This is a genomic window from Acidovorax sp. ST3 (genome assembly GCF_003231145.1).
Classification (GTDB): Bacteria; Pseudomonadota; Gammaproteobacteria; order Burkholderiales; family Burkholderiaceae_C; genus Acidovorax.
In genome coordinates, this window is record NZ_QKVP01000006.1 from 471,216 (window position 1) to 495,478 (window position 24,263).

At 67.4% G+C, this 24,263-nt stretch carries 20 protein-coding genes; 14 read left to right on the top strand and 6 right to left on the bottom strand.

Features of this window, described 5'->3' with window-relative positions:
• The first annotated feature begins 31 nt into the window (after positions 1 to 31).
• A complete protein-coding gene (locus DNK89_RS20890; RefSeq protein ID WP_110961667.1) occupies positions 32 to 970 on the top strand; it encodes a ChaN family lipoprotein in 939 nt (312 codons plus the stop codon).
• Between the two features lie 5 nt (positions 971 to 975).
• Here DNK89_RS20890 and DNK89_RS20895 read toward each other — a convergent pair whose 3' ends face one another.
• Positions 976 to 3,297, bottom strand: a complete 2,322-nt coding sequence (locus DNK89_RS20895; protein ID WP_203422399.1) for a bifunctional diguanylate cyclase/phosphodiesterase — start codon at positions 3,295 to 3,297, stop codon at positions 976 to 978.
• A 73-nt stretch (positions 3,298 to 3,370) separates the two neighbouring features.
• Between DNK89_RS20895 and purU the strand changes: the two genes are divergently transcribed.
• The 5 genes from purU (at position 3,371) to DNK89_RS20920 (ending at position 7,981) form a co-directional block, all read left to right on the top strand.
• Entirely contained in the window at positions 3,371 to 4,219 is an 849-nt protein-coding gene (gene purU, locus DNK89_RS20900; protein WP_015012272.1) for a formyltetrahydrofolate deformylase, read from the top strand.
• Positions 4,220 to 4,231: 12 nt separating this feature from the next.
• Positions 4,232 to 5,137 (top strand): LysR substrate-binding domain-containing protein, encoded by a 906-nt coding sequence (locus DNK89_RS20905; RefSeq protein WP_060984772.1) that lies wholly within the window; start codon positions 4,232 to 4,234, stop codon positions 5,135 to 5,137.
• Between the two features lie 270 nt (positions 5,138 to 5,407).
• Positions 5,408 to 6,907, top strand: a complete 1,500-nt coding sequence (locus tag DNK89_RS20910) for an FAD-linked oxidase C-terminal domain-containing protein (RefSeq protein ID WP_110961668.1) — start codon at positions 5,408 to 5,410, stop codon at positions 6,905 to 6,907.
• A 5-nt stretch (positions 6,908 to 6,912) separates the two neighbouring features.
• A complete protein-coding gene (locus tag DNK89_RS20915) occupies positions 6,913 to 7,272 on the top strand; it encodes a CidA/LrgA family protein (RefSeq protein WP_110961669.1) in 360 nt (119 codons plus the stop codon).
• The gene (locus DNK89_RS20920) at positions 7,256 to 7,981 is read left to right on the top strand and encodes an LrgB family protein (protein WP_060984769.1); all 726 of its coding nucleotides are present in this window, start codon (positions 7,256 to 7,258) and stop codon (positions 7,979 to 7,981) included. Before DNK89_RS20915 ends, DNK89_RS20920 begins: the two co-directional genes overlap by 17 nt.
• A gap of 60 nt (positions 7,982 to 8,041) precedes the next feature.
• Here the strand turns inward: DNK89_RS20920 and DNK89_RS20925 are convergent, their stop codons facing one another.
• On the bottom strand, positions 8,042 to 9,337 hold the full coding sequence (locus DNK89_RS20925; protein WP_110961670.1) for a DUF445 domain-containing protein: 1,296 nt from the start codon (positions 9,335 to 9,337) through the stop codon (positions 8,042 to 8,044).
• Positions 9,338 to 9,370: 33 nt separating this feature from the next.
• Entirely contained in the window at positions 9,371 to 10,510 is a 1,140-nt protein-coding gene (locus DNK89_RS20930) for an aminotransferase class V-fold PLP-dependent enzyme (RefSeq protein WP_110961671.1), read from the bottom strand.
• An 88-nt stretch (positions 10,511 to 10,598) separates the two neighbouring features.
• On the opposite strand from DNK89_RS20930, the gene DNK89_RS20935 reads away from it, so the two are divergent.
• Together DNK89_RS20935 and DNK89_RS20940 are read left to right on the top strand one after the other, a co-directional pair.
• Positions 10,599 to 11,408: an AraC family transcriptional regulator gene (locus tag DNK89_RS20935; RefSeq protein ID WP_110961672.1), complete on the top strand. Its 810-nt coding sequence runs from the start codon at positions 10,599 to 10,601 to the stop codon at positions 11,406 to 11,408.
• A gap of 12 nt (positions 11,409 to 11,420) precedes the next feature.
• Positions 11,421 to 12,119, top strand: a complete 699-nt coding sequence (locus DNK89_RS20940; RefSeq protein WP_238990886.1) for a LysE family translocator — start codon at positions 11,421 to 11,423, stop codon at positions 12,117 to 12,119.
• 19 nt (positions 12,120 to 12,138) lie between these two features.
• Here the strand turns inward: DNK89_RS20940 and DNK89_RS20945 are convergent, their stop codons facing one another.
• On the bottom strand, positions 12,139 to 15,426 hold the full coding sequence (locus tag DNK89_RS20945) for a carboxyl transferase domain-containing protein (RefSeq protein WP_370220945.1): 3,288 nt from the start codon (positions 15,424 to 15,426) through the stop codon (positions 12,139 to 12,141).
• Between the two features lie 72 nt (positions 15,427 to 15,498).
• Complete coding sequence (locus tag DNK89_RS20950) at positions 15,499 to 17,109, bottom strand: AMP-binding protein (RefSeq protein ID WP_110961673.1); 1,611 nt, start codon at positions 17,107 to 17,109, stop codon at positions 15,499 to 15,501.
• Positions 17,110 to 17,243: 134 nt separating this feature from the next.
• On the opposite strand from DNK89_RS20950, the gene DNK89_RS20955 reads away from it, so the two are divergent.
• The 3 genes from DNK89_RS20955 (at position 17,244) to ltaE (ending at position 20,478) form a co-directional block, all read left to right on the top strand.
• Positions 17,244 to 17,993, top strand: a complete 750-nt coding sequence (locus DNK89_RS20955; RefSeq protein ID WP_110961674.1) for a TetR/AcrR family transcriptional regulator — start codon at positions 17,244 to 17,246, stop codon at positions 17,991 to 17,993.
• 66 nt (positions 17,994 to 18,059) lie between these two features.
• Entirely contained in the window at positions 18,060 to 19,304 is a 1,245-nt protein-coding gene (locus tag DNK89_RS20960) for a branched-chain amino acid ABC transporter substrate-binding protein (RefSeq protein WP_110961675.1), read from the top strand.
• 109 nt (positions 19,305 to 19,413) lie between these two features.
• Positions 19,414 to 20,478 (top strand): low-specificity L-threonine aldolase, encoded by a 1,065-nt coding sequence (ltaE, locus tag DNK89_RS20965; RefSeq protein ID WP_110961676.1) that lies wholly within the window; start codon positions 19,414 to 19,416, stop codon positions 20,476 to 20,478.
• 13 nt (positions 20,479 to 20,491) lie between these two features.
• Here the strand turns inward: ltaE and DNK89_RS20970 are convergent, their stop codons facing one another.
• A complete protein-coding gene (locus tag DNK89_RS20970) occupies positions 20,492 to 21,211 on the bottom strand; it encodes a YggS family pyridoxal phosphate-dependent enzyme (protein ID WP_110961677.1) in 720 nt (239 codons plus the stop codon).
• A gap of 37 nt (positions 21,212 to 21,248) precedes the next feature.
• On the opposite strand from DNK89_RS20970, the gene DNK89_RS20975 reads away from it, so the two are divergent.
• The 3 genes from DNK89_RS20975 (at position 21,249) to DNK89_RS20985 (ending at position 24,190) form a co-directional block, all read left to right on the top strand.
• Positions 21,249 to 22,292 (top strand): type IV pilus twitching motility protein PilT, encoded by a 1,044-nt coding sequence (locus DNK89_RS20975; protein WP_015012257.1) that lies wholly within the window; start codon positions 21,249 to 21,251, stop codon positions 22,290 to 22,292.
• Positions 22,293 to 22,359: 67 nt separating this feature from the next.
• Complete coding sequence (locus DNK89_RS20980) at positions 22,360 to 22,995, top strand: Crp/Fnr family transcriptional regulator (protein ID WP_015012256.1); 636 nt, start codon at positions 22,360 to 22,362, stop codon at positions 22,993 to 22,995.
• 58 nt (positions 22,996 to 23,053) lie between these two features.
• Positions 23,054 to 24,190, top strand: a complete 1,137-nt coding sequence (locus tag DNK89_RS20985; RefSeq protein ID WP_110961678.1) for a PilT/PilU family type 4a pilus ATPase — start codon at positions 23,054 to 23,056, stop codon at positions 24,188 to 24,190.
• Positions 24,191 to 24,263: the final 73 nt, after the last annotated feature.

The following is a 24,263-nucleotide window of genomic DNA, read 5'->3' on the forward strand; positions in this document are numbered from 1 at the left end:
GCGTCAAGTGCGCGCCCGCTAGCATGGCCGGATGCACACGCCGAGCCGCCTCATCCGCCATTCCACCCTCCACACCACCCGTGCCATCTCCTGGCGCCCTGCATCCGCAGTCCTGGCCGTGGCCTGCCAGGCCACCCTGGCCGGCTGCGCGGGCCCAGCCCTAAAGCCCATGCCGTCCCCGTCCACACAGGCTGCTGCGGTGGTGCCCGCCGCAGCCTGGCCGGAGCGCCTACAGCAATGGCTGCCCGCCGACGTGCTGCTATTGGGCGAGCAGCACGACGCCCCGGACCACCAGCGCCTGCAGCGCGAGGCGGTGGCCTGGCTCGCCAGCCGGGGCCAGCTGGCAGCCCTGGTGATGGAAATGGCCGAGCGCGGGCACAGCACCCAGGGCTTGCCCCGCAATGCCAGCGATGCCCAGGTGCAAGCCGCCCTGCAGTGGGACGACGCGGCCTGGCCCTGGAAGGCCTATGGCCCGGTGGTCATGGCTGCCGTGGGCGCAGGGGTGCCGGTGCTGGGCGGCAACCTGCCCCGTACGCGCATGCGCGCCGCCATGGCCGACGCCTCCCTCGACCAGCACCTGCCCGCCCCGGCGCTGGCCGAGCAGCAGCAGGCCATGCGGGACGGCCATTGCGGCCTGCTGCCCGAGTCGCAAATCGCGCCCATGGCCCGCATCCAGATCGCCCGCGACGCCAGCATGGCCCAGACGGCCCAGGAGGCGTTGCGATCCGGCCAGACGGTGCTGCTGGTGGCCGGTGGCGGCCATGTGCTGCGCCACCTGGGCGTGCCCACACATTGGCCCGCCAGTTTGGTGTCAAAAGTGGTGGTAGCGCAGGTGGAACATGCGCCTGTAGCTATCAAATCAGGTGCACAAGCCGATGCCGTGGTCCAGACCCCGGCGCTGCCACCGCGCGATATGTGTGCCGAGTTGCGCGAGCAATGGCGCCCTGCGCCGCCGGGCCAGAAGGTCTGAGCCTGTCAGCCCTGCTCGGTGACGGCGGGCTCGGCCTGTGCCCGCAGCAACGCCACGAACTCGTCCGCAGGCACAGGGCGGCTGCACAGATAGCCCTGGTAGGCGTCGCAGCCCCGCTCCCGCAGGAAGGCCAGCTGGCCCTCGGTCTCCACGCCCTCGGCCAGTACCGACAGGCCCATGCTGTGCCCCATGGCGATGATGGCGGCGCTGATGGCCATGTCGTCCTCGCTCTGTGGGATGTCGCGGATGAAGCCCTGGTCGATCTTGAGCACGTCGATGGGGAACCGCTTAAGCTGCGCCAGCGACGAATAACCCGTGCCAAAGTCGTCCACCGCGATGCGCACCCCCAGCTCGCGCAGGCGCACCAGCACCTGGCGGGCCTCTTCGGTGCGCTCGGCCAGGGCGCTTTCGGTGATCTCCAGCTCGAGCAGGGCCGCCGGAAACCCGCTGGCATGCAGCGCGGCCGCCGTGCAACCGGCCAGGTCGGTCAGGTGGAACTGGCGCGGCGACACGTTCAGCGCCAGGGTCAGCGGGGGTAGCCCGGCTTCGCGCCATTGCTGGCCCTGGCGGCAGACCTCGCGCACCACCCATTCACCCAGCGGGCCAATCACGCCCGACGTCTCGGCCACGGGGATGAAGCGTGCGGGTGAGATCAGTCCCTCTTGCGGGTCGTTCCAGCGCACCAGCGCTTCGGCGCCCTGGATGCGGCCGGTGGCAATGTCGATCTGCGGCTGGTAGTACATCTGCAGATGGCCCTGGGCCAGCGCCAGGCGCAGGCGTGACTCCAGCTCCAACCGCTCGCGGGCCGCCTGGGTCATAGCCTCGTGGAAGAAGCACCACGCCCCCCGGCCGCGCGCCTTGGCGCCATAGACCGCCGCGTGGGCGCCCTGCAGCAGCAGTTCGGTGGTGCCAGCGTGCTCAGGGAACATGCAGATGCCCACACTGACGCCCGCCACCACCTCCAGCCCGTCGGGCGAACGCCAGGGCTCGGCCACGGCGCGGATCAGGTGGCGCGCCACGGCGGCGGCACCATCGGCATGGCGCAGGTTGCGCGCCACCACGGCCAGCTCGTCGCCCGCCATGCGCCCCAGCACGTCTCCGGGCCGCAGGGCGGACTGCACCTGCCGCGCAATATGCTTGAGCACCTCGTCGCCCGTGGCATGGCCATAGCTGTCGTTCACATCCTTGAAGCGGTCCAGGTTGAGCAGCAGCACCGCAATGTGCTCGCCGCTGCCCTGGGCCTCCTGTACCGCCAGCTCCAGTTGGTGCCCGAACCAGGTGCGGTTGGACAGGCCCGTGAGCGGGTCGTTGTGCGCCAGGTATTCCAGTTGCCGCTGCTGGGCCTTTTCTTCGGAGATGTCGGTGAACATGCACACGTAGTGCGTGATCTCGCCTGCCGGGTCGCGCACGGCCGACAGCGACATGTGCTCCGGGAAGATTTCGCCGTTCTTGCGGCGGTTCCAGATCTCGCCCTGCCAGTACCCGGTCTCGGTCAGGGACGACCACATCGCCTCATAAAAGGCCTTGTCGTGGCGGCCGGACTTGAAGACGCGCGGGGTCTTGCCCAGCAGCTCTTCTTCGGTATAGCCCAGCAGCCGGGTGAACGCAGCGTTGACAGACAGGATGCGGCTGTGGGCATCGGTCACCACCACGCCCTCCATGGTGTTGTCCACCACCGTGGCGGCCAGGCGCTGGCGGGCCTCGCTGCGCTGCAGCGCAGCGCGTGCGGCCTTGATCTCGTCGAGGTCCTGCACCACACACACCAGGTGCGCGGGCTCATCGCCCACTTCGGGCGCCAGCGTCACGGTGCACAGCACGGGCACCCGGCGGCCGTTGTCCAGCCGCAGGCAGTGGCGCTCGCCCACGTAGTGGTCGATCTCGCCGGCCAGCAGGCGCTCCAGTTGCGACGCTGCCCAGTCGGGGTCCTGGGCGATCATCACATCGCGGAAATTGAGGCTCAGCGTCTGCACGGGCTCAGCGCCCAGCAGGTCACACAGGCGGGTGTTGGCCCATAAGAATCTGCCATCCAGCGCCACCCGCGCAAAACCGGCGGGCGCATGGCGCACGATCTGCGTCAGCTCCTGCGCCATGGCCATGCGCACCTTTTCGGCGCGGCGCATGCGCCGCAGCAGCCACCAGGCCAGACCGCTGGTCAGCGCCACATAGCCCCAGCCCTTCCAGGTCTGAAAACGGGTCAGCAGGGCCGGGTCGGTCACCCAGTGGGCCAGCAACACATCGCCCGCAAACACCCAGGCCACCCCCAGCACCAGGTACAGCAGCATGCCCCGCCAGGGGACCAGTGATGAGGCATAGCCCTCGTTGCCCATTGCGCTCCTTGCGCTCCTTGTTGATTTCCACGGTTTCACTGTCCCTGGCCCTTGCTGCGACAATTGCACAGCTATGACCAACGCCTACATCCTTACCCTGTCCTGCCCCGACCGCCTGGGGCTGGTGCACGCCGTCTCGGGCTTCCTGCTGGAGCACGGCGGCAACATCGAAGAAGCCGCGCAGTACAACGACCACGCCACGGGCCTGTTCTTCATGCGGGTGCAGTTTGCCTGCGACCAGCACGACCACCCCACCCTCAAAGCGCGCCTGGCCAGCTTTGCCGAGCCCTACAACATGCACTGGAGCCTGCACGCCACGGCAGCCCCCATGAAAACCGTGCTCATGGTCAGCAAGGAAGGCCACTGCCTCAACGACCTGCTGTTCCGCTGGAAGAGCGGCCTGCTGCCCATCGACATCCGCGCCATTATCAGCAACCACCGCGACTTCTACCAGCTGGCGGCCAGCTACAACGTGCCCTTCCACCATATCCCGGTGACCGGCAGCACCAAAGCCCAGGCCGAAGCCAAACAGTTTGAGATTATCGAGGGCGAAGGGGCCGAATTGGTGGTATTGGCCCGTTACATGCAGATCCTTTCTCTTGACCTATGTCAAAAGTTGGCCGGCCGGGCGATCAATATCCACCACAGCTTCCTGCCCAGCTTCAAGGGCGCCAAACCGTACTACCAGGCGCATGACCGGGGCGTGAAGCTGATCGGCGCCACGGCCCACTACGTAACGGCCGACCTGGACGAAGGTCCGATCATCGAACAGGACGTGGCCCGCGCCGACCACACCGACACGGTGGAAGACCTCACGGCCCGCGGCCGCGACACCGAAAGCCAGGTGCTGGCCCGCGCCGTGAAGTGGCACAGCGAGCACCGCGTGATCTTGAACGGCCACAAGACAGTCATCTTCCGCTAGTCCAGCTTTCCCATGGCCACGGCAGCCCCGTCCTCTTTCCTCAGCAGCGCCGCACGGCGCATTCCGCCCATCCAGTGCCTGCTGACTTTCGAGGCCCTGGCCCGCCTGCGCAGCGTGACGCAGACGGCCGATGAGCTGTGCGTGACGCCCAGCGCCGTGAGCCACCGCGTCAAGCAGCTGGAGCAGATCCTGGGCGTGCGGCTGTTTGGCCGGGCCGACTTTTCGCTGACCACCGAAGGCAGCGCCTACCTGGCCCATGTGCGCGAGGGGCTGGGCGCGCTGCAGCGCTTTCCGGGCCAGGCGGCAGCGCCCGGGCGCCGGCGGCTCAAGCTGGCCGTGACGCCCACGTTTGCGCGCACCATCCTCATTCCCCGCCTACGGCAATTCACCGAGGCATACCCCGAGATCGACCTGGCGCTGCAGGTCTCCATCCCGCTGCTGGACGTGGTGGCCGAAGACGCCGACCTGATGGTGCGCTTTGGCCCCGGCCACTATGCCGATGTGGAGCATGTGGAGCTGGCCCGCGACGTGGTCACGCCCCTGGCCTCGCCCGCCTTCGTGCGCGAACACGGCCCCTTTGACCGCCCCGAGGACCTGGAGGGCGTGCCCCTGCTGCGCAGCCCGCTGGAGCCCTGGCGCACCTGGTTTGCCGCCACGGGCCTCGACTGGGCCGAACCCAGCGAGGGCTCGCAGTTCAACGACATCGGCCTGATGTGCGACGGCGCCGCTGCCGGCATGGGCGTGGCGCTGGTGCGCCTGAAGCTGGGCGCGCCCTGGCTGGAGAACGGCACCCTGGTGCGCCTGTTTGCCACCGACACCGCCAGCCCCCACGCCCACTACCTGTGCTGGCGCACCGGCACCATGGACCGGTGGGAATGCGCGGCGTTTGCAGAGTGGTTGCGCAAAACGATGGCGTAGCAGAGGTATCCCCCTGAGTCGCCTTTGGCGCCTTCCCCCTTCTCTCGGCTGCGCCGGGAAGGGGGACGCAGCCCTCGCTGCGGGGCGGCCCTTGCTCGGCTGCCATCGCCCGAGCCCCGCCCTCCTCCACCAGATTCAGACAAAATTTGCCTCTAGCGCTTTTCCCAAAAGCGCTAGCAGCTATCAATTGATGAGCATTCAGGTGTTTTTCACAATCCCCTGCAGAAAAGCTCAAGCCCAGGCACCCAGCCATCCCCTACAGTGACAGCCATGAACACTGCCGCCGCCCCCACCGCAGCCCTGTCCGAACGCGCCGCACGCCAAGCCGAAGTGGTCCAGGCCCTGAGCCGCGCCCTGCCTGCACACGCCCTGCTCTGGCACAGCGAAGACACCACACCGTATGAATGCGATGGCCTCACCGCCTACCGCCAGCGCCCGCTGGTGGTGTGCCTGCCGGAGACCTACGACGAGGTGCAGGCCGTGCTGCAGGTGTGTCACCAGTTGCAGGTGCCCGTGGTGGCGCGCGGTGCGGGCACAGGCCTGTCGGGCGGCGCCATGCCGCACGCCCTGGGCGTGACACTGTCACTGGCCAAATTCAACCGCATCCTTGACATCAACCCCGAAAGCCGTACGGCCGTGGTGCAGTGTGGCGTGCGCAACCTCGCCATCAGCGAGGCGGCGGCACCCTACAACCTCTACTACGCCCCCGACCCCAGCAGCCAGATCGCCTGCACCATCGGCGGCAACGTGGCCGAGAACTCGGGTGGCGTGCACTGCCTGAAATACGGCCTCACCGTGCACAACGTGCTCAAGGTGAAGGGCTTCACGGTCGAAGGCGAGACCGTCGAATTTGGCAGCGAGGCGCTGGACGCCCCCGGCTATGACCTGCTGGCCGCTGTGATCGGCAGCGAGGGCATGCTGGCCGTGACCACCGAAGTGACGGTCAAGCTCATCCCCAAGCCTCAGCTGGCGCGCTGCATCATGGCCAGCTTTGACGACGTGCGCAAAGCGGGCGACGCGGTGGCCGCCGTCATCGCCGCCGGCATCATCCCTGCCGGCCTGGAGATGATGGACAAGCCCATGACCGCCGCCGTGGAAGACTTTGTGCACGCAGGCTACGACCTCACCGCCGAAGCCATCCTGCTGTGCGAAAGCGACGGCACGCCCGAAGAGGTGGAAGAAGAAATCGGCCGCATGAGCGAAGTGCTGCGCGCTGCGGGCGCCACCGCCATCAGCGTGAGCCGCGACGAGGCCGAGCGCCTGCGCTTCTGGAGCGGCCGCAAAAACGCCTTCCCCGCCAGCGGCCGCATCAGCCCCGACTACATGTGCATGGACTCCACCATCCCGCGCAAGCGCCTGGCCGACATCCTGCTCGCCATACAGGAGATGGAAAAGAAATACCAGCTGCGCTGCGCCAACGTGTTCCACGCGGGCGACGGCAACCTGCACCCTCTCATCCTGTTCGATGCGAACGATGCCGACCAGCTGCACCGCTGCGAGCTGTTTGGCGCCGACATCCTGGAAACCAGCGTCGCCATGGGCGGCACGGTGACGGGCGAACATGGCGTGGGTGTGGAGAAGCTCAACAGCATGTGCGTGCAGTTTTCTGCGGCGGAGAACGCGCAGATGTTCGGGCTCAAGCACGCGTTTGATCCTGCAGGGTTGCTGAACCCCGGCAAGGTGATTCCCACGCTGAACCGGTGTGCGGAGTACGGGAAGATGCTGGTGCGCGGGGGGCAGATCAAGCACCCCGACCTGCCGCGTTTCTGACCGCCATGAAGGCGCTGCAAGGACTGGCTTTTCTTCTGCTCATGCAGTCAGGGGGCGAGGCAGTGTCGCACTTTTTAAAGCTCCCGGTCCCGGGGCCGGTCGTCGGCATGGTGCTGCTCTTGCTCGCGCTGCGCTGGCAGCCGGTGCAGGATGCCGTCGCCCCAGCGGCGGGCTTCTTGCTCCAGCACCTTTCGCTGCTGTTTGTGCCGGTGGGCGTGGGGGTGATGACACACCTGGCGTTGCTGAGCACCTATGGCCTGCAGCTGGTGGCGGTGATCGTACTGTCCACCTGGATTGGCATGGCGGTGACGGCGCAGGTGTTGCGTCTTCTGCAGCCCAAGGAGGACCATGGCGAACTTCGTTGAGCTGTGGGTGTACCTGGCCTCGGCCCCGCTGTTCGGGCTGACGGCCACGCTGGCGGTGTATGTGCTGGCGCAGGCACTGTCGGTGCGCTCCGGGCACGCACCCTGGGCCAATCCGGTGATGGTGTCGGTGGCCATTCTGGCCAGTGTGATGCTGGCCACGGGCACGGCCTACCCCACGTACTTTGCGGGTGCGCAGTTCATCCACTTCCTGCTGGGCCCTGCGGTGGTGGCACTGGGCTGGCCCCTGTGGCAGCGCCGTGCGGCCCTGCGCTCACGCTGGGGCCGGCTGGTGCTGGCCTCGCTGGCGGGCGGCAGCGCGGCCGCTGCCAGTGCCGTGGGCCTGGGCTGGGTACTGGGCCTGCCCGGTGATGTGCTGATGTCGCTGGCCCCAAAATCTGTCACTGCCCCGGTCGCCATGGGCATCGCCGCACAGGTTGGCGGCGTGCCCGCCCTGGCCGCGGTGTTCGCGGCCTTGACGGGTATGGTGGGGGCGCTGTCTGCACGCTGGCTGTTTGGCTTGATGCGCCTGCCCACCGACGCACAAGGCATGGCGCTGCGGGGCTTTGCGCTGGGCACTGCGTCGCACGGCATTGGGGCGGCACATGCGCTGCAGGTGCATGCCGAAGCGGGGGCGTATGCAGGGCTGGCGCTGGGGCTGCAGGTGGTGCTGGCGGCGGTGCTGATGCCGCTGGTGTTCCGGTTGTTGTGAGGGGTGTGGCGGGGGCATCGCCTCTCGTCCTGCGCTACGCAGCGCAGCGCTCAGCGGCCCTCACCCGCCCCACAAAGCCCGCCCCATGGCCCCCACATGCGACACGCCGAACAGCGCCAGCCCGATGAGCCCGCCCACCACCGTGCCATTGATGCGGATGTACTGCAGGTCCTTGCCGATGTTGAGCTCTATCAGCTGCGTCATCTCCTCCGCATCCCAGCGCCGCACCGTATCCTCAATGTGCTGCGCAATGAACGCTGACACGTCCGGCGCCAGCCCCTCCACCCAGCGCTCCAGCCGGTCATTGAACGACTGCCTGAGCGCCGCATCCCCCGCCAGCGAATTACCCAGCCACAAGCCCAGCTTGCCCACCTGCCGCGCCAGCACGGAGTCGGCATCCGCCAGATCGCGCTGCAACGCACCACGCAGGTCCAGCCACAAGGTCTGCACATAGCCACCCACGGTGGCATCGGTCTGCAGCCAGGTGCGGATCTCCTCGCCCTTGCGCGCCCATTCCGGGTCACTGCGCAGGCGCTCGATAAAGCGCTGTACGGCGATATCAAACTGCGCGCGCAAGGCGTGCTGCGGGTTGGCGGCCACATCGGCCATCAGGCTCTCCAGAGCGCGGGCCAGCAGCGCCGAGCCCTTGTCGCCCAGCCAGTCGCTGGGCAGCAATTTCTCGGTGCGCGGGTGGTCCTTCTTGAGCCAGGCCACGATGGACTGCGCGACCCAGGTGCGGGTCTGCTCGTTCTGCAACAGCTCAATGAGCTTGGCCAGCACATCGTCCAGCAGCGCCTGGTGGCGGCCGTTGTGGGTGAGGGTGTCGAGCACCGCCGCCAGCGCACGCGACATGTCCACCTGTCCGATCAAAGCGCGCGCGGCCTTCTGGATGAAACGCTCCACCTGCGCGTCCTGCACCGTCTCCAGCGCGGCCGATGCCAGGCGCGTGGCCTGGTGCCCCAGCGCCGCGGCGTTGCCTGGCGCCGTGAGCCACTGCGCCAGACGCTCGGCCGGGTCGTGCCGGCGGATCAGCGACACGAGCGAAGGCACATCCAGGAACTTGTCGCGCACAAAGGTGGCCAGGTTGCGACCGATGCGCGCCTGGTTGCGCGCGATGACCGCTGTGTGCGGAATCGGCAGGCCGAGCGGCCTGCGGAACAGCGCCACCACCGCAAACCAGTCGGCCAGCGCGCCCACCATGGCGGCCTCGGCCATGGCTTTCACGGCGTTGAGCCACAGGCCGCGCTCCACCACGCTGGTGGCAATGAACACGGCCGTGACCAGCAACAGCATGCCCAGCGCCTGCCGCTTGGCACGGCGCAGGGCGATGGTTGCGCTGTCAGCCTCTGGCTTCATACGGGCCAGCCCACTGCCCAGGCGTGCAACCCGTCAGGCAGCCGCCGCAATCTGGTCCAGCGCCTTCGACAGATGGCCCACCGTGCGGTCCACGTTGTGCCACTTCTCCAGGCCGAACAGGCCGATACGGAAGCTCTTGAAGTCCGGCCCTTCATCGCACTGCAGCGGCACGCCCGCAGCGGTCTGCAAACCGACTTCGAGGAACTTCTTGCCGTTCTGGATGCCGGGGTCGGTGGTGTAGCTCACCACCACACCGGGCGCCTTGAAGCCATCGGCCGCCACGCTGGGGAAGCCCCGCGATTCGAGCAGCGCGCGCACCTTGGCGCCCAGTTCGATCTGCTCCTCGCGCACCTTGGCAAAGCCATAGGCGCGGGTCTCGGCCATCACGTCGCGCAGGCGCACCAGCGCATCGGTGGGCATGGTGGTGTGGTATGCGTGCTGGCCCTTTTCGTAGCCCTCGGCAATCTGCATCCACTTCTTGAGGTCGCACGAAAAGCTGCTGCTGGTGGTGCCCTCGATGGCTTCACGCGCACGCTCGGACAGCATCACCATGGCGCAGCAGGGCGATCCGCTCCAGCCCTTTTGCGGTGCGCTGATGAGCACGTCCACCCCCGTGGCCTGCATGTCCACCCACATGGCGCCCGACGCCACGCAGTCCAGCACGAACAGCGCGCCGACATCGTGGGCCGCAGCCGTCACGGTGCGGAGGTAGTCGTCGGACAGGATAATGCCGCTGGCCGTTTCCACATGCGGGGCGAACACCACCTTGGGCTTTTCGGCGCGAATGGTGGCTGCGACTTCGTCCGCCTGGCATGGCGCCCAGGGGGCCTGCGGGCCGCTGCCCTGCTGGCGCGCCTTGCACACCACCGAGCCGCCGCCCAGGCCCTTATCGGCGTCAAAAATCTGCGTCCAGCGGTAGCTGAACCAGCCGTTGCGCACGATGAGCACCTTTTCCTTGTTGGCAAACTGGCGCGCCACGGCCTCCATGCCGAAGGTGCCGCTGCCGGGCACCAGCACGGCCGTGTGGGCGTGGTAGACCTCTCTGAGCGTGCCCAGAATGTCCTGCATCACGCCGGTAAAGCGCTTGGACATGTGGTTGAGCGCGCGGTCGGTGTAGACCACCGAAAATTCGAGCAAACCATCGGGGTCGATATCGGGCAAAAGGCCGGGCATGGTGGGTCTCCGCGTGTGAAACTGGGGGAAGAAACAAGGCGATCGGACCAGCTTATCATGGCCCCGCACCTCCAATGGTCGCAGCGCCATGCCGCCAAAACCCTTCCAGTTTCTGCCCACCGCACTGCCTGGCATCGACGCGATGCAGGCGGACTCGCACTTCGCCTTCGGCAGGCACATGCACCTGCAGTTTGGCCTGGGCGTGATCGACCGGGGGGCGCAGAAATCGTTCAGCGGCCGGGGCACGGTGGAGTCACTCTCCGGCGACACCATCACGGTCAACCCTGGCGAGGTCCACGACGGCAAGCCCCTGGGCGAAGGCGGCCGCGCCTGGCGCATGCTGTACCTGGAGCCCGCCCTAGTCGCCGGTCTGGCGGCCGAGGTGCGCCCCAGCACGCCCGGCGCAGGCTTCGAATTCCACGCGCCCAACCTGCGCGATGCGCGGCTTGCCGCGCAGGTCCGTGCGCTGTTTGCGGCCGCCACACGGCACCCCCGCCACGCGGCAGCGCCGCTGCAGGTCGAGGAATGCCTGCTCCAGATTCTGGCGGGCCTGCTGCGCCCGGCGGACAAGGGCAGGCACATCGCCGCGTCCGTTGCCAACGCCCGCGCCATGGTGGACGACGACCCGACCATGGCCTGGAGCCTTGCCGCCCTGGCCCGCGAGGCCGGGCTGAGCCGCTACCAGCTGGTGCGGCAGTTCGCACAGGCCACGGGACTCACGCCGCACGCCTACCTGGTGCAGCGCCGGTTGCACCACGCGCGGCGGCTCATGCGCGCCGGCACGCCCCTGGCCGAGGTGGCCGCCGCCAGCGGCTTTGCCGACCAGAGCCACCTCACACGCCTGTTCGCGCGCAGCTTCGGCACCACGCCCCACGCCTACCTGCGCGCCCACCGCTGAGGCGCTGCAATTTTGTTCAAGACGCGGGCCCGCGCGTGCGGCGATGCTGCGGACTTCTCCACTCCACTGCATGCCGCCGCTGTGCGGCTCCAAAGCGCCATGGGCATCGAATTCCTCATCACTTCCCTCGTCGTCGTCATCTCGCCCGGTCCGGGCGCCCTGCTGACCGTGGCGGCCGGGCTGTCGGGCGGCGCGCGGGCTGCGGCCGTCACGGCCCTGGGGTGCACGCTGGGCATCGTGCCGCACCTGCTGGCCGCAGTCACCGGCCTGGCCGCGCTGCTCCATGCCAGCGCCACCGCCTTCGACATCCTGCGCTACGCGGGGGTGGCCTACCTGCTGTACATGGGCTGGGCCACCTGGCGCTCCCCTGCCGCGCTGGAGGTGCGCGCCGACGCGCCCGCGCGCTCCACCGGGGGACGCATCGCCGAGGCGATGCTCGTCAACCTGCTCAACCCCAAGCTGTCGCTGTTCTTCCTCACGTTTCTGCCGCAGTTCATCGCACCGGGCGAGGCGCAGCCCGCAGAGCGCATGGCGCAGCTGTCACTGGTGTTCATGGCCATGACGCTGGTGGTGTTCCTGGGCTACGGCGTCTTTGCCGCGCGGTTTCGCGACCAGGTGCTGCAGCGCCCGAGCGTGCTGGTGTGGCTGAGGCGCGGCTTTGCCGCAGCGTTTGTGGCGCTTGGGGGAAAGCTGGCGCTGATGCAGCGCTAGCCAGGCGGCCCTCTCCTGCTCACCAGGTGTCGACGAACCGGTGCCCCAGCGGCGCCACCTGGGCCGATGCCAGTCCGCGCGCCAGCCACGCACGCGTGTCGGCCGGGTCGATCACCGCGTCGATCTCCAGCGTGGCGGCCATGTGCATGGCCTCGCCGTTGGCGTAGGACTTGGCGAGCAGCTTGGCAAACAGCGCGTCGCGCTCGGCGCCCTCAGGCAGGGCCTCCAGCTCCTTGCGAAAGCCCAGGCGCACCGCGCCTTCGAGCCCCATGGCGCCGAACTCGCCCGTGGGCCAGGCGACAGTGAACACGGGCGCATGGAAGCCTCCGGCCGTCATGCCCATGGCGCCCAGGCCGTAACCCTTGCGCAGCACCACGCTGAAGGTGGGTACGCGCAGGCTGGCGGCGGTGACGAACAGGCGGCTCACGTGGCGCACCTGGGCCGTGGCTTCGACCTCGGGCCCGACCATGAAGCCGGGCGTGTCCACCAGGCTCACGATGGGCAGGCCATGTGCGTTGCACAGCTGCATGAAGCGCGCGCCCTTGTCGGCCGCATCGGCGTCGATGGCGCCGCCCAGGTGTTGCGGGTTGTTGGCCAGCAGGCCCACAGAGCGGCCTTCGATGCGCGCCAATGCGGTGTGGATGCCCGCGCCAAAGCCGGTGCGCAGCAGCAGCAGGCTGCCGTCGTCCACCAGGCCCGCCATCGCCGTGCGGGTGTCGTACACGCGCAGGCGGTTCTCGGGCACCACGGCGCGCAGCAGGCGCTGGTCGGGTGCAGACCACTGCGATGTGCGGCCCTGGAAGAACGACAGGTAGTGGCGCGCGGCCTGCACCGCTCCAGCTTCGTCATCGACCAGCACGTCGATCACGCCGTTGGCATGCTGCACGCGGCTGGGGCCGATCTGCTCGGGCTTGAAGACGCCCAGGCCACCGCCTTCGATCATGGCCGGGCCGCCCATGCCGATGTTGCTGGCGCGCGTGGCAATGATCACATCGCTGCAGCCCAGCAGCGCCGCATTGCCCGCAAAGCAGCGCCCCGCCGCGATGCCGATCACCGGCACCTGGCCCGACAGCGCAGCGTAGCTGGCGAAGGTGTGCACATGCAGGCCGGCCACGATGGGCATGTCGGTGTCGCCCGGCCGGCCGCCGCCGCCCTCGGCAAACAGCACCACGGGCAGCTTCTGCGCGAGGGCGATGCCGAGCATGCGGTCGGTCTTGGCGTGGTTGCGGGCGCCCTGGGTGCCCGCGAGCACGGTGGCATCGTAGGACATGACCACGGCGCGGGATTTCTCTTCGCCAAACAGTGCGCCGTTGATGCCGCCAATGCCCGTGACCATGCCGTCGGCGGGCGTGTTGGCAATCAGGTCTTCCCTGCTGCGGCGGCGGGCCTGCGCGGCGATGGCCAGGGCGCCGTATTCGATGAAGCTGCCGTCGTCGCAGAGGTCGGCAATGTTCTCGCGCGCGGTGCGGCCGCCTTGCGCGTGGCGCTTGGCGATGGCTTCGGGCCGTGCGGCATCTAGCGTGAAGGCGTGGCGGTCGATGACACGTTGCAGGTCGGCGCGGATGTGGTCGGGGTCGTGCGCAGCGCTGCCCTGCACTTCGACATCGGCCGCATCGTCCACCGGGTCCAGCACCAGCAGCGGCTGCCCCAGCGCGACGTAGCCACCGGCCACGGCCAGCAGCGCGCCGACGCGGCCCGCGTGTGGGGCCAGCAGCACATGCTCCATCTTCATGGCTTCGAGCACGGCCAGCTCGGCGCCTGCGGCGACCACGTCGCCCTCGGCCACGCTCAGCTGCACCAGGCGGGCGGGCATGGGGGCCAGCACGGCGCCTTCGGGTGCGTCAGAGGTGATCTGCGGGTCTTTTTGCCCTGTAGCGCTAGTCGGATATGCCTTATCAGCTATATCTTTGGTAGCAGCCAGAAGCTCTGGCAGGACCGACTCCAGCCAGCGCGTGTGCACCTGCTGGCTCTCCATTTCTTGCCGCGCAGCCAGCGCCTGCAGCAGCGCCAGGTTGGTGGCCACGCCCTCGATGCGGCACTCGGCCAGCGCGCGCTGCGAGCGGCGCAGCGCGTCGGCAAAACGCGGGCTGCGCGTGTGCACGATGAGCTTGGCCAGCAGCGTGTCGTAGTGCGGCGATGGCGTGGCGCCTGCAGCGCCGTGCGTGTCCACGCGCACGCCTGGGCCTGCGGGCAGGTCAAAACGGCGCAGCGTGCCACTGCCAGGGGTGGCATTGCCCTGCGCGTCCAGCGTTTCGGCGTTGATGCGCCACTGGATCGCAAAGCCCAACACGGTGGGCGGTGCGGCAGGGTCGAGACCGATGTCCCGCAGCCTGCGGCCCGCCGCCAGCGCAATCTGCGCCTGCACCAGGTCCACGCCAGTGACTTCTTCGGTGATGGTGTGCTCGACCTGCAGGCGCGGGTTGCATTCGATGAAAACAAAGGGCAGGTCGGCACTGGCCAGGTCCACCAAAAACTCGAAGGTGCCCAGGCCCTGGTAATCCACGGCGCGCGCCATGGACAGCGCAGCCGTGGTGATGCGCTCACGCAATGCGCCCGGCAGCGAGGGGCTGGGCGCGATCTCCACCACTTTCTGAAAGCGCCGCTGCAGCGTGCATTCGCGCTCGCCCAGGGCGATCACTTCGCGCCCATCGCCCAGCACCTGCACTTCGATGTGGCGGGCGTTGCTCATCAGGCGCTCGACGTACACGCCGTCCACACCAAAGGCGGCCTGCGCCTCGCTGCGGCAGCGCGCGTAGGCAGCGGGCAAGTCATCGACCGACGCCACCGCGCGCATGCCGCGCCCGCCGCCGCCCCCGATGGCCTTGATCACGATGCCGGCATGGGCGTGCTGCGCAAAGAAGGCCTGGGCCTCTTCCAGAGACACGGCCGCCTGCGTGCCGGGCATCAGCGGCACGCCCTGCTGCTGCGCCAGTGCGCGGGCCTGCGCCTTGTCGCCGAACAGCGCCAGTTGCGCAGGCGTGGGGCCGATGAAGCGCAGCCCCACTTCGTCGCAGGCACGGGCGAAGTCGGCCCGCTCGCTCAAGAAGCCGTAGCCCGGGTGCACGGCATCACAGCCCTGCGCCTGGGCGATGGCGATGAGGCGCGCGCCGTCCAGGTAGGCGGCCGGGCCGGTGGCACCCAGCGCCACGGCCGCACTGGCCGCCTGCACATGGGGGCTGGCGGCGTCGTCGTCGGCATACACGGCCACGCTGGCTATGCCGAGGTCGTGCAGTGCGCGCACGGTGCGCAGTGCGATTTCGCCCCGGTTGGCAACCAGCACTTTGGTGAACAGAACAGAAGATGGCATGGGGCAGTCGCTCTAATTTTTATAGCTGCCAGCACATATTCAACGAGCGCCAGCGGTCAATTTGTCATTCAATCAAGCAATATCACGGAGCAGGCGGCGCAGCACCTTGCCCGCGCCCGTGGCGGGCAGCGCGTCGATGAAGCGCACCTCGCGCGGTGCCTTGTAGGACGCCATGTTCTCGCGGCACCAGGCCACCAGGGCGGCGGCATCCACGTCCTGGCCGGGCTTCTTGACGATGAAGGCACGCACCACCTCGCCCTTTTCCGCATCGGGCACGCCAATCACGGCGGCCTGGGCCACGGCAGGGTGTTTGATGAGCAAGGTCTCGACCTCTTCGGGGAACACGCTGTAGCCCGAGACCTTGATCATTTCCTTGAAGCGGCCGATGAAGGTGAGGTAGCCGTCCGCGTCGATTTGCCCCATGTCGCCGGTGTAGACCCAGCCGTCACGCAGCGTCTTGGCCGTGGCCTCGGGCTTGTTCCAGTAGCCCTTGAAGTTGCCGGGGCCGTGGATGGTGATCTCGCCCACCTCGCCGGCAGCCAGCGGCGCGCCGGTGTCGGGGTTCACGATGCGGATCGTGTTGCCCGGTACGGGCTTGCCCTGTGTGCCCCAGCGGATCGCGTCCACCGGCATGGCGGTGTCCACGGTGTGGGTTTCGGACAGGCCATAGGCCGCCTCGTGCGAGATGCAGTTGGGCGCGAACTGCTGCCACTGCCGGGCCAGCGCCTCGGTGAAGGTGATGCCGAAGCTGGTGACTGGGTTGCGGCGCAGCGCGCTCCAGTCCATCTCGCGTGCGCCGGGCACCTGCATGAGCGCGCCATTCATGGGCGCGATGCTGTACCACCAGGTCACGCGGTGGCGCTCCAGCGCCTGGGCCACGCCCAGCGGGTCAAAACGGTACAGCAGCACGGCCGTGGCGCCTGTATACACGGGCAGGTTCACGCCCATCACCATGCCCGCGATGTGGTACAGCGGCGCCACGGCCAGCAGCGTTTCGTGCGGCGTCATGCCGTTGCAGTCGGCCGACGCTGCGGTCTTGAAGGTGGCGTTGCCGTAGCTCAGCATCGCGCCCTTGGGCAGGCCGGTGGTGCCCGAGGTGTAGGTCATCAGCGAGACGTCGTCCATCGCCAGCGCCACGGGCGCAGGCCGCGCGCCGGTGCGGGTGGCGGCCAGGAAGTCTTCGCAGCCCGCAGGCACCGGGCCCATGGCGGTACGCATGTTCAGCAGCTCGGCGGGCACATCAATGCTGGATGCGCCCTCCGGCAGCAGCTCGGCATAGCGCACCACAAACACATGCTGCAGCGCCGTCTTGGCGCGCACCTTGTTCACCACAGGCAGCAGCACATCGGCCGCGACGATCACCCGCGCCTGCAGGTCGGTGAGCTGGTATTCCAGCTCGTGCTCTTTGTTCAGCGGCCCGCAGGGGCAGACGATGGCGCCGATCTTCTGGATGCCGTAGTGCGCCATCACGTACTGGGGGCAGTTGTTCATGAACAGGGCCACGGGTTCGCCCTTCTGCACTCCCAGCGCCTGCAGGCGCGCGGCGAAGGCATCGCTGGCTGTGTCGAGCTGCGCCCAGGTGAGGGGCTGGCCGTACCAAAGGTAGGCGATGCGGTCGGGCGTTTCGCGCGCGTGGCGGCGCAGGTGTTCGTGCAGCGGCAGGGGCGTTGCGGTGGCAGGCATGGCGTTGTTGTCTCCAAGGTGTCTGGAATCGCTGGTTCCCGGGGGCGTCAGAACCCGTTCTAAGGGTTTGCGATAGGCGCCCTCACCTGCCAGCGTCTTGTCAATATATACCGCTTGGTAGAACAATGCTACTCATGGGTATAACCAAAGCGACACCGACCACTCCGCCCGCCACACTGGGCGTGCTGCCCGTGAAGGCGCGCGGCCGCCAGAAGGCCAGCACGCTCAGCACGGACGAGAAGCGTGAGCGCATCCTCCAGGCGGCCGAGGCGCTGTTCGACCGGCAGGGCTACGCCAACACGACGATGGAGCAGATCGTTCAGCAGCTGGGTGTGACCAAGCCCTACGTCTACTACTACTTCCACAACAAGCAGGAGATCTTCGAGACGCTGTGCTGGCGCCCGTCCGTGGCCTGCTTCACGGCCATGGACTTCCCCGAGGACGACCTGCGCCCCGCGCACACCAAGGTCGCCGAGGGCATGGAGCGGCTGATCCGCGCCACCATCGAGCACCACCCGGCCGCGTTCTTTCCGTATCGCGAACCGCAGGTCTTCCGCCCGGAATACCTGGCCATGCAGAAGAAGCTGGCCAGCCACTTCTATGACCGCATGTGCGCGCTGATGGAAGAGGCCCGCCGCGAGGGCACGCTGGACTTCAAGGAGACCCGCCTCACGGCCCTGGCCGCCTGCAGCCTGCCGGGTTTTCTCTACCACTGGTACCGGCCCGACGGGCGCCTGTCGCCTGCCGAGGTGGTGCGCGAACTGTCTCAACTGGCCTGGCGTGTGCTGGGCCTGCGTGCTCAGGGCGAAGCAGCGGACCAGCCCGTCGCGCCCAAGGCGGCGGGCCGTGCCAGCGCGCGCCGCAAGCCTGCCGCCAGCGGTTAACCCCACGCCGAGAGACGGCGCCCTTCCCCTTTTTTGCACCATCCCACCCATCGAGGAGATCCGAGCATGAGCCCCACCTTCCGCACCCTCACGGCCGCTGCCGCCTTGTGCGCCGTCAGCGCAGCCAGCGCGCAGGAGACCTTCAAGGTCGCCTACATCGACCCGCTGTCCGGCCCGTTTGCCAACGTGGGCGAGCTGATGCTCACCCACACGCAATACGCCATCGAGGACATCAACGCCAAGGGCGGCGTGCTCAAGGGCACCAAGCTGCAGCTGCTGCAGTTCGACAGCAAGCTCTCGGCACAAGAGAGCCAGAGCGCGCTGCAGGCCGCCATCGACCAGGGCGCCAAGGCCATCGTGACGGGCGGCTCGGGTTCATCCGTGGTCACGGCACTGGTGCAGGCGGCGGCGCGCCACAACCAGCGCAACCCGGGCAAGGAGATCCTGGTGCTGAACCACTCCTCCATCGACCCTGAGCTGACGGGCAAGGCGTGCAACTTCTGGCACTTCCAATTCGAGGCCAACACGGCCATGAAGATGAAGGCCATTGCCAACTACATCAAGAAGCAGCCGGACATCAAGAAGGTGTACCTGCTGAACCAGGACTACGCGCACGGCAAACAGTGGGCGCACTACGGCCGCGAGATGGTGGGTCTGGCGCGGCCGGATATCCAGTTCGTGGGCGAGGCACTTCACCCCATCGGCCGGGTGAAAGACTTTGCGCCCTACCTCGCCAAGGTCAAGAGCAGCGAGGCCGACTCGGTCATCACCGGCAACTGGGGTCAGGACATGACGCTGCTGCTGAAGGCCGCAGGCGATGCGGGCTACAACCTGCGCTACTTCAACCACAGCGCGGGCTCCATCCCGGGCACGGTGCTGGCGGTGTCGCAGGCCAAGCAAGGCCAGCTGACCTGGGTGGCCGAATGGCACCCCGGCCAGGCCGACACTCCCAAGGTGGATGCGCTGGCCAAGGCCTACAAGGCCAAGACGGGCAAGGATTTCCTCGCGCCGCGTATCGAGATGACGCCGCGCTTCCTGGCGGCCGCCATCAACAAGGCCCAGTCCACCGACCCGGTGAAGGTGGCCCACGCGCTGGAAGACCTGACGCTGGAATCGGTGGTGGGCCCCGTACGCATGCGGGGTGAGGACCACCAGCTGCTGCTGCCCCAGGTGGTCAACACCATTGCTCCGGTGGACGGCAAAGCCGTGAAGGTGGGCTGGGAAGGCACGAACTACGGCTTTCGCACCGATGCGGCCTACACCGGCAATGAGCTGGCGCAGGGCACGGACTGCAAGATGGCGAGACCCTGACACCACGGCGCATCAGCGCGCGGTAGACCCCACGGCGGCAGCTGCCACGGGCCGCCGCTACCATGGCCGGTCATTGCATTCATTGACCAGACCCACAAGGACCGCGCCCATGCCCGACTTTCGCAGCGACACCGTCACCCAGCCCACGCCCGCCATGCGCGAGGCCATGTTCAAGGCCCCGCTGGGCGACGATGTGTTTGCCGACGACCCTTCGGTGAACGCACTGCAGGACCACGCGGCCGAGCTGTTGGGTTTTGAGGCGGCGTTGTTCGCCCCCTCCGGCACGCAGACCAACCTGATCGCGCTGTGGGGCCACTGCCAGCGCGGCGACGAGACCATCGTGGGCCAGAGCTGGCACACCTACCGCTGGGAAGCAGGCGGCATGGCCGTGCTGGGCTCCATCCAGCCCCAGCCGGTGGAGACACAGCCCGACGGCACCCTGCGCCTGGCCGACATCGCCGCCGCCATCAAGCCCGACGACCCGCACTTTGCCCGCACCCGCCTGGTGGTGCTGGAAAACACAACCGGTGGCCAGGTGCTGCCGCCCGCCTACATCGCCGAGGTCGCACAGTTGGCGCGCAGCCGGGGGCTGGCCATGCACCTGGACGGCGCACGCATGTTCAACGCGGCAACGGCCAATGCCGCGCGCAACGGCACCGATGTGTACGACGAAGCGCGCGCGCTGTGCAGCCACTTTGATTCTGCGTCGCTGTGCCTGAGCAAGGGCCTGGGCGCGCCCGTGGGCTCGCTGGTGCTGGGCTCGCGCGACTTCATCCGGCAGGCGCGCCGCACCCGCAAGATTTTGGGCGGTGGCATGCGGCAGGCGGGTGTGCTGGCGGCTGCCGGCCACTATGCGCTGCAGCACCATGTGCGGCGCCTGGCCGAAGACCACGCCCGCCTGGACCGTTTGGCACAAGGGCTGGCCGAAGCCAACCGCAGCCATCAGGCGCTACAAGGCAAGATCACCGTGCTGCCGTGGCAGACCAACATCCTCTTCACCGACCTGCATGCAGAGGTGGCGCCCGCATTCACCGCCTGGCTGGCGCAGCACGGCGTGCGTGTGACCAGCAGCCTGTATGGCGGCGCCACCCGGCTGCGCTGGGTGACGCACCTGGATGTGAGCGAGGCGGATGTGACAGCGGCGCTGGACTGCGTGGCGCGCTTCGCCGGCTAATACGACCCAGGTGTCAGGCTGTGGAGTAGGTCCGGCCACCAAAGATACCGGTGCCCACACGCACCAGCGTGCTGCCCGCCTGGATGGCGGCCTCCAGGTCGGCCGTCATGCCCAGGGACAGGGTGTCAAACTGCCCCAGGCCTGGCTCTCCCACTGCCGATATCTCGTCAAATAGCCTTCTGGCGCTAGTGTGGATTGCCAATTGCGCTTCAAATTCAGGAGCATGGTCCGGAATGCTCATGAGTCCTCGCACCACCAGTCGTGGCAGTTTTGCGACAGCGCGCACCAGGTCCAGGGCCCCGGCCGGGGCCACGCCCGACTTGGTGGGCCCACCGTCGATGTTGACCTGGATACATACCTGCAGCGGCGGCAGGTGATCGGGCCGCTGGGCCGACAGGCGCTCTGCGATCTTGAGCCGGTCCACCGTGTGCACCCAGTCGAAGTGCTCGGCCACCGGGCGCGTCTTGTTGCTCTGGATGGGGCCAATACAGTGCCACTGCAGCGCTGCGCCGGGCAAGGCCGCCCGCACGGCAGCGATCTTGTCCACACCCTCCTGGATGTAGTTCTCGCCAAAGGCGCGCTGGCCAGCGGCCACTGCCTCCAGCACCGCCTCGGCGCCAAAGGTTTTGGAAACGGCCAGCAGGCCCACCTGGGCCGGGTCGCGCCCGGCGGCCTGGCACGCCTGGGCGATCCTGTCCATAACCTGTTGGAGGTTGTTAGCAATCGTGGTCATAATGTTTGATAAGCGTACCAAACGATAGAGGGACTCCGTGGACATTACCCAATTGCTCGCGTTCAGCGTGAAGAACAAGGCCTCCGACCTGCACCTCTCCGCCGGTCTGCCGCCCATGATCCGGGTCCACGGCGACGTGCGGCGCATCAACGTCGATGCGCTGGACCACAAGACGGTGCACGCCATGGTGTACGACATCATGAGCGACGCGCAGCGCAAGACGTATGAAGAGTTCCTGGAGGTGGACTTTTCGTTCGAGATCGAAGGCCTGGCCCGTTTCCGCGTCAACGCCTTCAACCAGAACCGCGGCGCGGCCGCCGTGTTCCGGACGATTCCAAGCAAGATCCTCACGCTGGAGCAGCTCAACGCCCCCAAGATCTTCGGCGACCTGGCCTTGAAGCCACGGGGCCTGGTGCTGGTGACCGGCCCCACGGGCTCGGGCAAGTCCACCACGCTGGCCGCCATGGTCAACTACCTCAACGAATCCGAATACGGCCACATCCTCACGGTGGAAGACCCGATCGAATTCGTGCACGAGTCCAAGAAGTGCCTGATCAACCAGCGTGAAGTCGGCCCGATGACGCTGTCGTTTGCGGCGGCCCTGAAATCTGCACTGCGTGAAGACCCGGACGCCATCCTGGTGGGCGAAATGCGCGACCTGGAAACCATCCGCCTGGCCATGACGGCTGCTGAAACGGGCCACTTGGTGTTCGGTACGCTGCACACATCGAGCGCCGCCAAGACCATCGACCGGATCATCGACGTGTTCCCGGCAGAAGAAAAGGAAATGGTCCGCGCGATGTTGTCCGAATCGCTGCAGGCCGTGATCTCGCAGACGCTGTGCAAGACCAAGGACGGCTCCGGCCGTGTGGCTGCGCACGAGATCATGCTGGGCACCAGCGCCATCCGCAACCTGATCCGCGAGGCCAAGGTGGCGCAGATGTATTCCACCATCCAGACCAGCAACAGCGTGGGCATGCAGACGCTGGACCAGAACCTGACCGACCTGGTGCGCCGCAACATCATCAGCCCGGCCGAAGCACGCAGCAAGGCCAAGATCCCAGAGAACTTCCCCGGCTGAGCCCCCGACAGCACACACCCATGAACGACTTTGCGGCCCCTGCAGGCGCCGCATACCGGAGCGCGATATGAAAGGCATTTTGAGCCTTCTGAAAATGAAAGCCCGCAGCGGCAAGCCCTCGGACGACCACACGGACTCCGTGCTGTTCTCCACCGCGTTTGCGGGCCAAGGAGTGGACGACTCCATGCTGGTGCCCTGGGAGGCCCGTGCCGTGGAAGTGGGTGCCAAGCGCCTGCCCACCAGCCGGGGCGGCAAGCTGCTGCAGGGCCTGTGGGCCAAGGACAAGTACATGGCGCACCTCGACAAGGACGCCGTGGAGCGCATGGAGCGCTTTTTTGAATTTGCGGCCGTCCCCTCCAACCGCGACGTGATCCGCCAGGACGAGTACGGCAATTTCATGGTGGTGCTGCTCACCGGCACCATCGCGGTGGACCGCGTGCAGCCCTGGGGCGAACAGCTGCGCCTCGCCGAGACGCGCCCGGGGGACATCCTGGGCGAAATGTCGCTGCTGGACAGCGGCATCCGCTTTTCGGCATGCACCACGCTGACCGACTGCGAGATCGCCGTGCTCTCAGCCGAGGCCATGGACGACATGATGACCAAGGACCCTCAACTGGCCGCCAGCCTGATTGCCCTGCTGGCGCGCAAACTGTCGCTGCGCCTGCGCGTGGTGAGCGCGCGCCTGAGCGACAACCAGAAATGATGCACCTATCCACGACACAAGATCGTCCGGCAGACGACCACCCCCGGGAGAACTTCTGATGGAACGCGATCAGGCCAGTAAATTCATCAATGACCTGCTCAAGCTGATGGTGAGCCGCAATGGCAGCGACTTGTTCATCACGGCAGAGTTTCCACCCGCCATCAAGGTCGATGGCAAGGTGATCAAGGTGTCGCCGCAGCCGCTCACACCCAACCACACGCTGACGCTGGCGCGCGCCATCATGAGCGACAAGCAGGTGGCAGACTTCGAGCGCACGAAAGAGTGCAACTTCGCCATCTCGCCCGCCGGCATCGGGCGCTTCCGCGTCAACGCCTTCATCCAGCAGGGCAAGGTGGGCATGGTGCTGCGGACCATTCCGCTCACGCTGCCCACCATCGACGGCCTGGGCGTGCCGCAGGTGCTCAAGGAAGTGACGATGACCAAGCGCGGCCTGTGCATCCTGGTGGGTGCCACGGGCTCGGGCAAATCCACCACGCTGGCCGCCATGGTGGACTGGCGCAACGAGAACTCGTTCGGCCACATCATCACGGTGGAAGACCCCATCGAATTTGTGCACCCGCACAAGAACTGCGTGGTCACGCAGCGCGAAGTGGGCCTGGACACCGACAGCTGGGAAGCCGCCCTGAAGAACACGCTGCGGCAGGCGCCCGACGTGATCCTGATGGGCGAAATCCGCGACCGCGAGACCATGGAGCATGCGGTGGCGTTTGCTGAGACCGGGCACTTGTGCCTGGCCACGCTGCACGCCAACAGCGCCAACCAGGCGCTGGACCGGATCATCAACTTCTTCCCTGAAGAGCGCCGCGCACAGTTGCTGATGGACCTGTCGCTCAACCTGCGCGCCATGGTGTCGCAGCGCCTGATCCCCAAGCAGGACGGCAAGGGCCGCGCCGCAGCGGTGGAGGTGATGCTCAACACCCCACTGATCTCCGACCTGATCTTCAAGGGCGAGGTCTCCGAGATCAAGGAGATCATGAAGAAGAGCCGCAACCTGGGCATGCAGACCTTCGACCAGGCGCTGTTCGATGCCTACGAGGCCAATGTCATCAGCTACGAAGACGCGCTGCGCAATGCCGACTCGCTCAACGACTTGCGCCTGCAGATCAAGCTCAACAGCCAGCGCGCCAAGTCACCCGACCTGGCACAGGGCACCGAGCATTTCGCGATCGTTTGACCCCAGAGCCAGGTCCACCACCTTCGCGCAGCTTCACCCGCCCTCCTGGGCGGGTTTTCGTTTTCACGCATAC